Source organism: Micromonospora sp. I033 (genome assembly GCF_053890995.1).
Genome location: NZ_JBSSLX010000044.1, coordinates 20866 through 35057 on the forward strand (window position 1 = coordinate 20866; position 14192 = coordinate 35057).

General features: G+C 74.7%; 11 protein-coding genes. 3 read left to right on the forward strand and 8 right to left on the reverse strand.

Going from position 1 to position 14192, the window contains the following annotated elements; genetic code table 11:
* Positions 1-37 precede the first annotated feature (37 nt).
* Together ACW0Q9_RS10725 and ACW0Q9_RS10730 are read right to left on the reverse strand one after the other, a co-directional pair.
* The gene (locus ACW0Q9_RS10725; RefSeq protein ID WP_456180092.1) at positions 38-1369 is read right to left on the reverse strand and encodes a low temperature requirement protein A; all 1332 of its coding nucleotides are present in this window, start codon (positions 1367-1369) and stop codon (positions 38-40) included.
* A gap of 45 nt (positions 1370-1414) precedes the next feature.
* Positions 1415-1981: a TetR/AcrR family transcriptional regulator gene (locus ACW0Q9_RS10730; protein WP_456180094.1), complete on the reverse strand. Its 567-nt coding sequence runs from the start codon at positions 1979-1981 to the stop codon at positions 1415-1417.
* A 149-nt stretch (positions 1982-2130) separates the two neighbouring features.
* Here ACW0Q9_RS10730 and ACW0Q9_RS10735 point away from each other — a divergent pair, with 149 nt between their 5' ends.
* A complete protein-coding gene (locus ACW0Q9_RS10735; protein WP_456180096.1) occupies positions 2131-3075 on the forward strand; it encodes an SDR family NAD(P)-dependent oxidoreductase in 945 nt (314 codons plus the stop codon).
* A 59-nt stretch (positions 3076-3134) separates the two neighbouring features.
* Here the strand turns inward: ACW0Q9_RS10735 and sucB are convergent, their stop codons facing one another.
* Both sucB and lpdA read right to left on the reverse strand, forming a co-directional pair.
* Positions 3135-4940 (reverse strand): 2-oxoglutarate dehydrogenase, E2 component, dihydrolipoamide succinyltransferase, encoded by a 1806-nt coding sequence (gene sucB / locus ACW0Q9_RS10740; RefSeq protein WP_456180098.1) that lies wholly within the window; start codon positions 4938-4940, stop codon positions 3135-3137.
* Positions 4941-5006: 66 nt separating this feature from the next.
* Positions 5007-6398 (reverse strand): dihydrolipoyl dehydrogenase, encoded by a 1392-nt coding sequence (lpdA, locus tag ACW0Q9_RS10745; RefSeq protein WP_456180100.1) that lies wholly within the window; start codon positions 6396-6398, stop codon positions 5007-5009.
* A 176-nt stretch (positions 6399-6574) separates the two neighbouring features.
* On the opposite strand from lpdA, the gene ACW0Q9_RS10750 reads away from it, so the two are divergent.
* Positions 6575-6904, forward strand: a complete 330-nt coding sequence (locus tag ACW0Q9_RS10750) for a hypothetical protein (protein WP_456180102.1) — start codon at positions 6575-6577, stop codon at positions 6902-6904.
* A gap of 61 nt (positions 6905-6965) precedes the next feature.
* On the opposite strand, the gene ACW0Q9_RS10755 is transcribed toward ACW0Q9_RS10750, so the two are convergent.
* Positions 6966-8534, reverse strand: a complete 1569-nt coding sequence (locus tag ACW0Q9_RS10755) for a leucyl aminopeptidase (protein ID WP_456180104.1) — start codon at positions 8532-8534, stop codon at positions 6966-6968.
* Positions 8535-8698: 164 nt separating this feature from the next.
* On the opposite strand from ACW0Q9_RS10755, the gene gcvT reads away from it, so the two are divergent.
* Positions 8699-9829 (forward strand): glycine cleavage system aminomethyltransferase GcvT, encoded by a 1131-nt coding sequence (gene gcvT / locus ACW0Q9_RS10760; RefSeq protein ID WP_456180106.1) that lies wholly within the window; start codon positions 8699-8701, stop codon positions 9827-9829.
* 70 nt (positions 9830-9899) lie between these two features.
* Here gcvT and ACW0Q9_RS10765 read toward each other — a convergent pair whose 3' ends face one another.
* The 3 genes from ACW0Q9_RS10765 to ACW0Q9_RS10775 all read right to left on the reverse strand — a co-directional run bounded on the left by ACW0Q9_RS10765 (position 9900) and on the right by ACW0Q9_RS10775 (position 14153).
* A complete protein-coding gene (locus ACW0Q9_RS10765) occupies positions 9900-11201 on the reverse strand; it encodes a DUF2314 domain-containing protein (RefSeq protein WP_456180108.1) in 1302 nt (433 codons plus the stop codon).
* 65 nt (positions 11202-11266) lie between these two features.
* Complete coding sequence (locus ACW0Q9_RS10770; RefSeq protein WP_456180110.1) at positions 11267-12040, reverse strand: adenosylcobinamide-GDP ribazoletransferase; 774 nt, start codon at positions 12038-12040, stop codon at positions 11267-11269.
* On the reverse strand, positions 12030-14153 hold the full coding sequence (locus ACW0Q9_RS10775) for a bifunctional adenosylcobinamide kinase/adenosylcobinamide-phosphate guanylyltransferase (RefSeq protein WP_456180112.1): 2124 nt from the start codon (positions 14151-14153) through the stop codon (positions 12030-12032). Before ACW0Q9_RS10775 ends, ACW0Q9_RS10770 begins: the two co-directional genes overlap by 11 nt.
* Positions 14154-14192: the final 39 nt, after the last annotated feature.

The following is a 14192-nucleotide window of genomic DNA, read 5'->3' on the forward strand; positions in this document are numbered from 1 at the left end:
CGTCGACGCGGTCTGCGCACCCGCCGGCGGACGGCCCTCACTCGCCCTCGTCGGGTTCGTTCGGCTCGTGCCAGCGGGCCCGCCAGGCCGCCTCGTGCGCCTCGTGGCTGGTCCGCTCCTCGAAGATCAGTGTCCGCAGCGCGCGCCGGCCCTCGTCGAAGACCACCACCTCGGCCGCCACCATGCCGATGGTGATCGCGGTCAGCAGCCCGAGGGCGGCCAGCGCCGGCAGGTGCCCGGCCACCGGGATGCTCACGGCGAGCAGCAGCACCGTGCCGACCCGGGTCCAGCTCAGGGTCCGCAGGGTGCGGAGCTGGAAGAGCATGCTGCCGCAGATGTAGCAGATCACCCCGCCGAAGAGCAGCGGTACGCCGGAGCCGTGCGCCGGCAGGTGCTGCGGCACGTGCGGGTCGGCGATCTGGTGCACGATCATCTCGGCGCCGAGCGCGAACAGGATGATGCCCGCGATCATCGGCAGGAACAGGTACCCGTACGCGTCCCGGGCCATGGCGACGCGCGGCCCGTCCTGGGCGGCGTGCAGGGCGATCCGGGCGGCCGGTCCGACCATGTCGTAGTGCGCCCACCAGAGCGCGGCGGTGAAGAAGATGCCGAGCACCGCCGCCGCCACGGCCGGCCAGGTTGGCGCCTGGCCGAGCAGGTTGCTGCCGACGCCGACCGAGATCACCGACTCGCCGAGCGCGATGATCAGGATGAGGTCGTACCGCTCGGTCCAGTGCTCGGCGGAGGCGACGCCCCAGCCCCAGGTGCCGGCGATGAGACCGGTGCTGTACTGGAGCAGCACGACGGTCGCCCACAGCCCGTCCCGGACCGCCGCGGCCGAGAAGAGGTCGTCGATCTTCGGGGGGATCAGGGCGGCGACCCCCAGCAGCAGGGTGCTGCCCACCAGCTCGGGAGTGAATCGGAGGAGCTGCCGGCGTTCCTTCGGGCTGTCCCGAACGGCGTGCAGGTAGAGCAGCAGGTGCACGCCCCGGATGACGGTGTAGCTGACCGCGGCGACGATCGGCCCGGTCGCGTTGCCGCGCGGGTCCCGGAACGCGTGCGGCAGGGACAGGGCGAAGGTGAACAGCGCCGCCATGCCGACCGTCATGAGGACCGGGACGAAGCCCTCACCGAGCCGGATCCGGGTGGCCACGATGCTGTGCACCACCCACGACCACCAGAGCACGGCCAGGACCAGCAGCGCGTGCAGCAGCGCGCCGCCGTTGACCTCGAGCGCGGTGGCCCGGGTGATGATGAAGAACGAGAAGACGAAGACCAGGTCGAAGAAGATCTCGAATCGGTCCACCCGTGCCCCGGGCGCCACCGGCACCGCCGGCCCGAGGCGTCCCCGCCGCCGGTAGCCGCCCACCGACCGAGTCTGTCAGCGCCTCGTTGGGAGCGGGCCGGAATCGGGTCAGCCCGGGCGGTGGCGCAGGCCGTCCATCAGCAGGTCGAGCAGGCGGCCGGCCTGCGCGCGCTGGTCGGGCTCGCCGGCCACCAGGGAGACGCCGCTCAGCCCGGCGAGCACGTCGGCGGCGGCCACGTCGGCGCGTACGGTCCCCGCTGCGGCGCCGGCCGCCAGCAGGTCGTCCAGCGCGGCGAGCAGCCGGTCCCGGCTGTGCGCGTACGGGTTGGCACCGGAGGCGATGGCCAGCCGCAGCGCGTCGGCCATGCCGCGCTTGGTGGCGAGGTAGTCGACGAACCGGTCCATCCAGGCCCGGAGCGCCGCCTCGGCGGGCCGGGCCGCGAGCAGCTCCGGCACGGCCTCGCAGAGCTTGGCCAGCTCGTTGCGGTAGGCCGCCTCGATGAGGGCCTCCCGGGTGGGGAAGTGGCGGTAGAGGGTGCCGATGCCGACTCCGGCCTCCTTGGCGACGCGGTCCAGCGTTACCTCGGCGCCCGCCTGGGAAAACGCCTGTACCGCGGCGTCCAGCAGTCGCTGCCGGTTGCGCAGCGCGTCGGCGCGCAGCGGTCGGTCGGGCACGGCTCCTCCTCGGCTCGACCGGGAGGTACGCCCGGCCGGACTGGCAACCGGAGGTTCCTCCGGTTAGGCTCGGTCGTAACGGAGGATCCTCCGCTTCTCATCGTAGCGGCCGGATGACCGGTCCGTGCCGCCACCGACAAGGATGGATCATGACCACCAGTACACCCGTCAGCACCCCGTTCTCCCGCGAGACCACCGCCCTGGAGGTGGTCCGTGACCTCGACCTGACCGGCCGGCGGGCCGTCGTCACCGGCGGCGCCTCCGGGATCGGCGTGGAGACCGCCCGCGCGCTCGCGGCCGCCGGGGCCGACGTCACCCTCGCCGTCCGCAACCCCGAGGCCGGGCAGCGGGCCGCCGCCGACATCACCGGCAGCACCGGCAACGACCGGATCCTGGTCGCCCCGCTCGACCTGGCCGACCTCGGCTCGGTGGCCGCCTTCGTCCGCACCTGGGACGGACCGCTGCACATGCTGGTCAACAACGCCGGCATCATGGCCTCGCCCGAGCTGCGCACCGCGCAGGGCTGGGAGATGCAGTTCGCAACCAACCACCTCGGGCACTTCGCGCTGGCCACCGGGCTCCACCCGGCGCTCGCCGCGGCCGAGGGCGCGCGGATCGTCTCGGTCAGCTCGGCGGCCCACCTGCGCTCTCCGGTGGTCTTCGAGGACATCCACTTCCGGCAGCGGCCCTACGACCCGTGGCAGGCGTACGGGCAGTCCAAGACCGCGAACGTGCTCTTCGCGGTGGACGCCACCCGGCGCTGGGCCGACGACGGGATCTACACCAACGCGCTGATGCCGGGCGCGATCCGGACCAACCTCCAGCGCTACATCAGCGAGGAGGAGCTGGAGCGGATGCGCACGCAGAGCGGCGGGGGAGCCGCCTACTGGAAGAACCCCGAGCAGGGCGCGGCCACCTCGGTGCTGGTCGCCGCCTCGCCGCTGGTCGCCGGGGTCGGCGGCCGGTACTTCGAGGACTGCCAGGAGGCCGGGCCGAACCAGCCGGGCACCCGCACCGGCTACGCCCCGTACGCCCGCGACCCGGAGGCCGCCGAGCGGCTCTGGGAGGTCTCCGAGGAGCACCTGCGCGGCTGACCCGTAAACGACGAGAGGGGCGCGCGGCATCCGCCGCGCGCCCCTCTTCCGTCAGGGGGTCAGAGCCCCAGTTCGGCCTCGAAGTTGCCGGCCTCCAGCCGCTCCTTGACCGCGACGAGGAAGCGGGCCGCGTCCGCGCCGTCGATCAGCCGGTGGTCGTACGACATGGCCAGGTAGACCATCGACCGGACCGCGACGACCTCGCCCAGCTCCGGGTCGTTGACCACGACCGGGCGCTTCACCACGGCACCCGTGCCGAGCATCGCCGACTGCGGCGACGGCACGATCGGGGTGTCGAAGAGCGCGCCGCGGCTGCCGGTGTTGGTCAGCGTGAAGGTCGCGCCGGCGAGCTCGTCCGGGCTGATCTTGTTGGTCCGGGTGCGCTCGGCCAGGTCGGCGACCCGCTTGGCGATCCCGCCCAGGTTGAGGTCACCGGCGTTGTGGATGACCGGCACCAGCAGGCCCCGCTCGGTGTCCACGGCGATGCCGAGGTGCTCGGCGTCCGGGTAGGTGATCGTCCCGCCCTCAAGGTCGAGCCGGGCGTTGACGATCGGGTAGGACTGGAGCGCCTCGACGGCGGCCAGGGCGAAGAACGGCAGGAAGGACAGCTTCACGCCGTGCCGCTGCAGGAAGGAGTCCTTGGCCTGCGCCCGCAGCTTGGCGATCCGGGTGACGTCCACCTCGATCACCGTGGTGAGCTGCGCCATCTCGTGCAGCGACTCGTGCATCCGGTTCGCGATGGCCTTGCGGATCCGGGGCAGCTTCTCGACGGTGCCCCGCTTCGTGCTCGGCTGCGGCTTCGCCGCCGGCTTGGCCGGGGCCGGAGCCGCGGCGGCGGGCTGCGCGGCCGGCGCGGCCTGGGCGGCCTTCGCCTTCTCGGCCGCCTCCAGCACGTCCTGCTTCCGGATCCGCCCGCCGACGCCGGTGCCGTTGACCGAGGAGAGGTTCACCCCGTGCTCGGCGGCCAGCTTGCGGACCAGCGGGGTCACGTAGCCGGCGCCCTCCTCGCCACCGGCCTGGGCCGGGACGGTCGGCCGCTGCGGCGTGGTGGTCGGCGCGGCCGGCTGGGCGGCCTGCTCGACCTTGGCCGGCTGGGCGGCCTGCTCCGTCTCGGCGGCCGGCTCGTTGTAGGACAGGCCCGGGGTGGGCTCCTCGACCTTGGGCTCCGGCTTCGGCTCCGGCTTCGGCTCGGGCTTCGCCTCGACCTTGGGCTCGGGCTTCGGCTCCGGCTTCGGCTGGGCCGGCGCGGCGCCGGCCGCGCCCACGATCGCCAGGACACCGCCGACCTCGGCGGTCTCGTCCTCGGGGACCTTGATCTCCAGCAGCGTGCCGGCGACCGGCGACGGGATCTCGGTGTCGACCTTGTCGGTGGAGACCTCCAGCAGCGGCTCGTCCACCTCGACGGTGTCGCCGACCTGCTTCAGCCAGCGGGTCACCGTGCCTTCGGTGACGCTCTCGCCCAGGGCCGGCATCTTCACCGGGGTGCCCTCGCCCGACGGCGCGGCGGCGGCCGGGGCCGGCTCCTCGACGGCCGGCTGCTCCGCCTCGGCCTGCGGCTCGGCGGCGGCCTGCTCGGCCTGCTCCGCCGGGGCCTCCTGCTGCGGGGCGGCTCCGCCGGCCTCCTCGCCCGCACCGGCGATGACCGCCAGCTCGCTGCCGACCTCGGCGGTCTCGTCCTCGCCGACCACGATCCGGCTCAGCACGCCCGCCGCGGGCGACGGGATCTCAGTGTCCACCTTGTCCGTGGACACCTCGAGCAGCGGCTCGTCGACCTCGACGGTGTCGCCCTCCTGCTTGAGCCAGCGCGTGACGGTGCCCTCGGTGACGCTCTCGCCGAGCCGGGGCATGGTGACCGATACCGGCATGTTCTCCAGACTCCTTCATTCCCCTGGTGGGATCATCGCCCGTCGCCGGACGCCGCGGTTGTCGTGTCAGGCGTGCGCGTGCAGCGGCTTGCCGGCCAGGGCCAGGTGCGCCTCGCCCAGGGCCTCGTTCTGCGTCGGGTGGGCGTGCACGAGCTGCGCCACCTCGGCCGGGTACGCCTCCCAGTTGTAGATGAGCTGCGCCTCGCCGATCAGCTCGCCGACCCGGGCGCCGACCATGTGCACGCCGACCACCGGGCCGTCCTCGACCCGGACCAGCTTCACGTGGCCGGCGGTCTTGAGGATCTGGCTCTTGCCGTTGCCGCCCAGGTTGTAGTTGTAGGTCTTGATCTTGTCAGCGCCGTACTGCTCCTTGGCCTTCGCCTCGGTCAGGCCGACGGACGCCAGCTCGGGGTCGCAGTAGGTGACCCGCGGGATGCCGGCCTCGTCGATCACGGCCGGGTTCCTGCCGGCGATCTCCTCGGCGACGAAGATGCCCTGCTGGAAGCCGCGGTGGGCGAGCTGGAGGCCGGGCACGATGTCGCCGACCGCGTAGACGTTCGGCACGCTGGTGCGCAGCCGCTCGTCGGTCAGCACGTAGCCGCGGTCCATCTTGACGCCCTGCTCCTCGTAGCCGAGGTTGGCGGTGGTCGGGCCGCGGCCGACGGCGACCAGCAGCAGCTCCGCCTCGACGGTGTCGCCACCCTGGATGGTCAGCTTCACGCCGTTCTCGGTCTTCTCGACCTTCTCGAACGGCTTGCCGACCTTGAAGTTGATCTTCCGCTTGCGGAACGCCCGCTCCAGCGCCTTCGAGGACTCCTCGTCCTCGGCCGCGACCAGTCGGGGCAGCGCCTCGACGATGGTGACGTCCACGCCGAAGGACTTCCAGACGCTGGCGAACTCGACGCCGATCACGCCGCCGCCCAGCACGATCGCCGAGGACGGGACGCGGTCCAGGGTCAGCGCGTGGTCGCTGGTGATGATCCGCTCGCCGTCGATCTCCAGGCCGGGCAGGCTCTTCGCGTACGAGCCGGAGGCCAGGATGATGTTGCGGCCGGTGTAACGCTTGCCGTCCACCTCGACGACGTTCTTCCCGACCAGCTTGCCGGCGCCCGCCACGAAGGTGATCTTCTTGGCGCTGCCCACCAGGCCCTGGAGGCCCTTGTAGAGGCGCGAGACCACGCCGTCCTTGTACGAGTTGACGGCCGCCATGTCGATGCCGACCAGCTCGGCCTTGACGCCGAACTGCTCCGACTCGCGGGTCTGGTCGGCGATCTCGGCGGCGTGCAGCAGGGCCTTGGTCGGGATGCAGCCGTTGTGCAGGCAGGTCCCCCCGAGCTTGCCCTTCTCGATCAGGGCGACGGAGAGGTCCAGCTGGGCGGCACGCAGCGCCGCCGCGTAGCCGCCGCTACCACCTCCGAGGATGACGATGTCGAAGGTTGCGTCGTTCGGCTCGCTCACGTCCAACTCCCAGGTCGCGTCGCTGCATCGGGGGTTACGGCGGAGTAACAGGCACACCCCACCTCGGTCATCTTGTCACCACCGGGGACGGGGCGCGTAGTGAGGTGCCCAACGACACGTCGGTGACACGTACGCTTGGCACCGTCTTCGATGACGTACGGGGAGGAGTGGGTTCGGTGGCGCTGTTCCGACGACGCAAGCAGGCGGGTGCGGTGAGCCGCGACCGTGCCGCGGAACGCGCCGATCTGGACCACCTTGAGAGTTTTATCCGCACCCGGCGGGGCGTCGAGGCGTACCTGGAACCCCGGACCACGGTCACCGAGACCACGGTCATGCTGATCGCCGACGACGGCGAGTGGACCCGGCGGCGGGTCGGCGGGCCGGAGGAGGCCCGCCGGTTCGCGCACCGGCTCGCCATCCCGATCTACGACGTCCGGCTGATGGGCTACCCGCAGCGGATGCGCGACTACAACGAGCGCCGCAAGCGCCGCCCCGAGCTGTTCTGACCCGGACACGCCGACGGGGCGCCCCCCGAGGGGAGCGCCCCGTCACGGCGCGGCGGACGCGTCAGCCGTTGGCGGCGACGTCGTCGACCAGGTGCAGCAGCGTGCGCACCGGGACGCCGGTGCCGCCCTTGGTCCAGTAGCCGGTGGCCTCACCCGAGTGGTAGCCGGGCCCGGCGATGTCGATGTGCGCCCAGGCCACCTCGTCGGTGACGAACTCGCGCAGGAAGACACCGCCCTGGAGCATGTGGCCCGCCCGGTCCATGCCGGCGTTGACCTGCGAGATGTCGGCGACCTCGGAGTCCATGCCCTTGCGCACGTCGTCCGGCAGCGGCATCGGCCAGGCCGGCTCGCCGGTCGCGTCGCCCGCGGCGCGGACCCGCTCGCACAGCTCCGGGGTGCCCATCACGCCGGCGATCCGCTTGCCCAGCGCGATCACCTGGCCGCCGGTCAGCGTGGAGGTCTCGAAGAGGTAGTCGGCGCCGTCCTCGCAGGCCCGGGCGATGGCGTCGGCCAGGATCATCCGGCCCTCGGCGTCGGTGTTGAGCACCTCGACCCGCTTGCCGCTGTACATGGTGATCACGTCGCCCGGCCGGTAGCTGGTGCCCGACGGCATGTTCTCCGCCATCGGCAGGTATCCGGTGACCGCGACGGACGGCTTGAGCGCCGCGACCGCCAGCATGGCCGCGCCGACAGCCGCCGCGCCCGCCATGTCGGACTTCATCTCCCACATGCCCTGGGCCGGCTTGATCGAGATGCCGCCGGTGTCGAAGGTGATGCCCTTGCCGACCAGCGCCACCCGCTTGCCGTTGCCGCCGCCCTCGGGGGTGTAGGTCAGCTTGACCAGCCGCGGCGGGGCCTCCGAGCCCTGGCCGACGGCGAGGATGCCGCCGTAGCCACCGGCGGCGAGCGCCGCCTCGTCGAGCACCTCGACGCCGAGCCCGGCCTCCCGGGCGGCGGTGGCCACGGCCTCGGCGAACGACGGCGGGCGCAGCTCGTTCGGGGCGGTGTTGACCCAGTCCCGGCTGGTCCGCACCGCGCCGGCCACCGCCTGGGCGCGGGTGACCTCCGCCTGGGCGGTCGCGTCGGCCGCGTCCGGCACCGCGACCAGCACCTCGGCCACGGGCTCGCGCCGGGCCGGCTGCGGCTTGGTCTTGTAGCCGGCGAACCGGTAGCCGCCGAGCAGCGCGCCCTCGGTGACCGCGCGCAGCGCGGCCGGGGCGTCGGCGTCGTCGGGCAGCGGCAGGGCGAGTGCGACGCGGGACGCGCCGGCCAGGGCACGGACCGCCGCGCCGGCGGCCCGGCGCAGGGTCTCCGGGGCCGGGGCGGCGCCGGACGGCTCGGGGCCGAGGCCGACGGCGGCGACCACCGGGGCGGTGACCGTGCCCAGCGTGGCCAGCTTGATCACCTCGCCGGGGCCGCCGGTCGCGCCGAGCAGGGCCAGCGTCTCGGTCAGCTTGCCGTCGAACGCGGCGGCGATGCTCTCCGCGCCGCTGGCCAGCAGCAGGGCGCCGGCGGGTGAGCCGGACTCCTGCTCGGTGGTCTGGCTGTGCACGCCGATCACGATCGCGTCGACGGCGAGTTCGGCGGGGTCGGTGTCGACCAGGCTGAGGGTGGTGCGGGGCGATGTCACGAAAGCTACTCCGGGCGGGCCGGGCCGGCCGCGGCGTCGCGTACCGGCGATGAAGGTCTCCGGCGGCGAACCTACCCGCCGGACGCGTGGCTGTCCCGCCGATGGGCGCAGGCGGGGTCCCGCCGATGCTAACCACCGGGTCACGGGCCGGTAAGTTGCCACCCATGACCGAGGTGACCTCCGACGCCGCCGCGACCCGGCTGCGCCGTTCCCCGTTGCACGAGCGGCACACCGCCCTCGGCGCGAAGTTCGCCCCCTTCGGGGGATGGGAGATGCCGCTCGAGTACGCCGGCGGCGGCGTGCTCAAGGAGCACACGGCCGTGCGTACCGGGGTGGGCGTCTTCGACGTCTCGCACCTCGGCAAGGCCCGGATCACCGGGCCGGGCGCGGCGGGCTTCGTGAACTCCTGCCTGTCCAACGACCTCGGCCGGATCGCACCCGGCAAGGCCCAGTACACGCTCTGCTGTGACGACGCCACCGGCGGCGTGGTGGACGACATCATCGCCTACCTGCACGGCGAGGACCACGTCTTCCTGATTCCGAACGCGGCGAACACCGCCGAGGTGGTGCGCCGGTTGCGCGCCGCCGCGCCCGCCGGCGTGGTCGTCACCGACGAGCACGAGGCGTACGCGGTGCTCGCCGTCCAGGGGCCCCGCTCGGCGGAGCTGCTGGACGCGCTCGGCCTGCCCACCGGGCACGACTACATGAGCTTCTCGGCCGCCACCCTGGCGGGCGTCGAGCTGACCGTCTGCCGCACCGGCTACACCGGTGAGCTCGGCTACGAGCTGGTCGTGCCGGCCGGTGACGCGCTCGCCGTCTGGGACGCGCTGTTCGCCGCCGGCGAGGCGTACGAGCTGCGCGCCTGCGGCCTGGCCGCGCGGGACACGCTGCGCACCGAGATGGGGTACCCGCTGCACGGGCAGGACCTCTCCCTGGACATCACCCCGGTGCAGGCCCGCTCCGGCTGGGCGGTCGGCTGGGACAAGCCGGCCTTCTGGGGCCGGGACGTGCTGCGGGCCGAGAAGGCCGCCGGCCCCGCCCGTACGCTGCGCGGCCTGGAGGCGGTCGACCGGGCCATCCCGCGCCCCGGCATGGCCGTCTACGCCGGCGACAAGCAGGTCGGCACGATCACCAGCGGCACCTTCAGCCCGACGAAGAAGCAGGGCATCGCCCTGGCGCTGATCGACACCGACCCGAAGCTCCCCGACGGCGACGTCCTGGAGGTCGACATCCGCGGCCGCCGCGCCCAGATGCGCCTGACCCGACCCCCCTTCGTGGAGCCCTCCGTCCGCTGACCCCCGCCCAGCGTTGTTGATCAAGAAGTTTGCGTCGGGAACCGGCCTGCCGGCGACGCAAACTTCTTGATCAACTCGGTTGGTCGGTGGTGGGGGGTTCGCCGGCGTCGAGGACCGCTTGGGTCCAGCCGCCCTCGATGACGCCGGTGCCGTCGAGGACGGCCCAGTCGACGACGTCGGCGGCCTCCACGACGACCGGGGCGCCGATCCGGACGGTGGGGTCGCCGGCGGCGTCGCTCGCGCTCGCGCCGACGATCCGCTCCGGGGCGTCCCACGAGGTGACCCCGGCCCAGACGTACTCGGGGCCGTCGTCGCCGGGCAGGCCGTACTTGACCACGAGCTGGCTCTCGGCGGGGAGCAGGCCGGCGAGGAAGCGGGCCCGGATGTCGTCCAGCGCGGCCCGGGCGGTGGCGACGGCCCGGCTCATCGCGTCCCCGGAGCGGGCGTAGCGGACGTCGGGCTGGATGCCGTTGAACAGGGTCGCGCAGGCGGCGGCGAAGTAGCGGCCGGGCGGGCCCGGGTGCCCGGGCGGCGGGTTCAGGGTGAGGAACGAGTCGGCGTCCGGGTCGGTCGCCGGGTCCAGCTCCAGCCGCAGCAGCACCGGGGCCGTCGCGCCGTGCTGCTCCGGATTGCCGTACGCCACCGCGATGTCGTGCCCGGTCACCGTGGCCAGCACCGGGAGCTGCACGAACGCCGGCACCTCCTCGCCGGCCAGCCCCTCGGTCCAGTCGCGCAGCAGCCGCCGGGCGGCCCCGGTCATCACCGCGCCCCAGGCCCGGGTGAGGTGGTCCGGCACGCCCTGGGCCTGGAGCTCCAGCAGCCCGAACCGGCGCAGCCCCTTGGTGGTGAACCAGAGCCCGTCGGCGTCCGACGAGTACGGCACCAGCACCCAGTCGACCAGCCGGATCCGGCCCTGCTCGTCGGGAAGCGAGCGCAGCGCGGTCGCCGGGTCGAGGAACTGGAGCCCGAAGACGTCCACCACGTCCCCGTCGACCGTTTCGGCGACCGCCGCGGCCACCGCCCGGGCCGCCCACTCGTGCGCCGGCGGCCAGCCCGGCCGGTACTCGGCCTGCACCACCACCAGGTGCGTGGCGGCGGCCAGCCGGGCCAGTTGCGCCTCGGTCGCCCCGAACGCGGTGAGCAGGTCCGGCGGCAGCTCGGGGAACTCGCTGACCGGCCGGGTGTCCACGGTCATCAGCGGGCTGTCCAGCATCTGCTTGGCCAGCCCGTGCACCGGCTCGGCGAGCCGGCCGGCCAGCCCCTCCACCGCGGTCTTCGGGCTCACCTTCGGCAGGCCGACGATCGGCACCAGGTAGGTCGCGTCCAGCGACTCGGGCACCGGTACGGGCAGGAAGTCGTCCGTGATGAGCATGCCGTCCCCCTCGACCGCGCCGGTGCACCTCGCCTGAGAACGCTACCCGGCCGGACGGGTGACGCTCAGGCGGACAGCACCAGTCCCAGGTAGGACAGCGTGGTGACGATCTCCACGAGGGCGCCGAGCACGTCGCCGGTGATCCCGCCGAGGCGGCGTACCAGGTGCCGCAGCAGCCCGGCCGCGACGGCGAGCGCGGCGAGCACGGCGAGCGGCCCCTGCCACGGGCGGTCCGGTACCGCCGGCACGGCCAGCAGCGCGACGGCGACCGTGCCGGCCACCAGCGCGACCGGCCCCACCGTGCCGGCCACCAGCGCGCCCAGCCCCTCCGGCCGGGCCGCCGGCACCCCGCGCCGGCAGGCCAGCGTGACGCCCAGCCGGCCGGCCGCCGTCGCGGCGACCACCGCCGTGAGCGCCGCCGGCCCGGACCGCCCGGCCAGCTCCGCGAGCACCGCGGTCTGAAGCAGGAGTACGACCACCAGCGCGACCACCCCGAACGGGCCGACGTCCGGCTTCTTCATGATCTCCAGTGCCGCCGGCCCGCGCCGGTAGGAGCCCAGCGCGTCCACCGTGTCGGCCAGCCCGTCCAGGTGCAGGCCCCGGGTGAGCAGGGCGCCCAGCGCGACGGTCAGGCCGGCGGCGACCAGCGGGGGCGCGACCGCCGCGGCGAGCAGCAGCACCGCCCCGAGGAGCGTGCCGAGCAGCGCCCCGACGGCCGGAGCGAGCGCCATGGCGGCGCCGGCCGCGGCCCGGTCCACCCGGCCGGCGCGCACCGGCGCCGTGGTGAAGGTGGTGAGCGCCAGCCGGATCCCGTCGGCGAGCCGGAACTCAGTCGGCACGTCGGCCGGGGGCGACCGGCTCGTCCGGCTCCGTCGTGGTCGGCCCGGGTCCGGCCGGCTCGGGCTCGCTGAACCGCGGCTCGGTCCCGGCCGGCTCCGGCTCGGCGAACCGCGGCTCGGTCTCCGTGCTGGTGGGACCGGGGCCGGCCGGCTCGGGCTCGGCGATCTGCGGCTCGGTCTCCGTGCTGGTGGGACCGGGGCCGGCCGGCTCGGGCTCGGCGAACTGCGGCTCGGGTTCGGTGGTGGCGGGCCCCGGCCCGGCCGGCTCGGGCTCGGCGAACCGCGGCTCGGTCCCGGTGCTGGTGGGACCGGGGCCGGCCGGCTCGGGCTCGGCGAAGTCCTCGTCGTCCCCGCCGCCCAGCGACGGGTGCACGGGCAGGCCGGCGGCGAGCGCCAGGGCCGAGCGCAGCAGCGGCAGGGCGGCCAGCGCGGTCGCCCCCTCGCCCAGGTCGAGCCGCAGGTCCAGCAGCGGGGTGAGGCCCAGCACGTCCGCGGCCAGCCGCACCCCGGGCCGGCCGCCGTGGTCGGGCAGCAGGCACCAGTGCCGGGCCTGCCCGGCCAGGTCGCGACTCACCATGCCGGCGGCCACCCCGACCGGTCCGTCCAGCAGCACCGGGACGCGCCGGGCGGTCGCGCCGAGCAGCACCCCGGTGGCCACCGCCACGTCGCCGCCGCCCAGCTCGGCGAGCACGTCCTTGGCCTCGCGGGCGGAGCGCCGGGTGCGGTGCAGCGCGTCCCGGACGGCCGCGCAGCGGACCATCCAGGCGGCGTCGTCGTACTCACCGTGCTCGGTCACCACCCGGCCGAGGACCGCCGGAGGTTCCGCGCCGGCCGTGGCCGCCAGCACCGCTGCGGCGGCCGCCTCGGTGCCGGCCCCGCACGCCGCCAGCACCAGCAGCTGTACGCCCGCGTCGGCGGCCTGCTCGGCGAGCCGCCAGCCGTAGCGCAGGGCCGACTCGACCTGCTCGCCGCTGAGCGCGGGCCCCGCCTCAATGGGCGCGGAGGTGGGCGTCTCGACCACCTGGAGGCCGGCGCCGTTCTCGGCCGCCAGCCGGGCCAGGGGCCCCTTGCCGGCGCGCGCCTGCCGGGCGCGGCGGGCCGACTCGCCGGGTGCCGCGCCGGCGGAGGCCCCGCCCTCGTGGTCGCCGTGCAGCAGCAGCACCCGGACCGAACCCCACGGCGCGGGGGTCGCGGTGCCCTGGGTGGCGCCGGCGAAGCCGACCACCCGCTCCAGCACGCCGAGGCCGGCGCCCGGGATGTCGAGGGTGGTGAGCCGGTCGACGGCCTGCGGGCCGGCGTAGTCGTCGGGCATCGGCAGTTCCATGCCGGGCTGGATGACCAGGCCGGTGGCGACCATCGGCAGCGCCATGGTGGGTGCGGCCCAGTCGGCCGGGCCGGTCGCGCTGACCGGCGCCGGGGCCGGGGCGGCCGGCGCGGTGGGGGTGAGCACCTCGGGCAGCGCCTCGTCGGCGGCGGTCACCGGGCGGGCCTCGGTGCGGGCCGCCGGCTCCGGGGCGCCCGCCTGGCCGGGGCCGGCCGGAGCCGGTGCGGCCGGCTGCGCCGGTGCGGGGGGCTTCAGCCAGGCGGTCTGCCCGGCCACCACCAGCGCGACGGCGTCGCAGGCATCGGCGACCGCCCGGTTGGTCGCGCCCAGCGCGTCGGTGAACGCCCGGCCCAGCGGCGTGGTGGGCACCAGGGACAGGCCCACCTCGGGGCTGACCAGCACCAGCCGGGCGGCGCTGGCCCGGACAGCCGCGGCCAGCTCGGCGATGGTGGCCGTGTCGTCGGCCGGCTGGTGGGCCGGGTCGAGCAGCACCGTCACCCAGCCGCCCAGGTCGTCCACAAGCAGCGTCTCGTTCGGCCCGGCCGTCGCGATCACCTCGGCCAGCCGGCCGGGATCGGCGGCGGTCTCCTCGGTGGTCCAGCTGCCCGGCCGGCGGGCCCGGTGCGCCGCGAGGCGGGTCGCCCACTCGGTGTCCTCCGGGTCCCCGTCGGGGGCGGTGGCCACATACCGCACCGTGGGCGCGTCGGCGGCCACCGACTCGGCGAACTCCGACTTGCCCGAGCGGATACCGCCGAGCACCAGGAGGGTGTTCCACCCGTCAACGGACATGCCCGTACCTTAAAGCCGCCCGGCGGGTCGCCGCCCGCC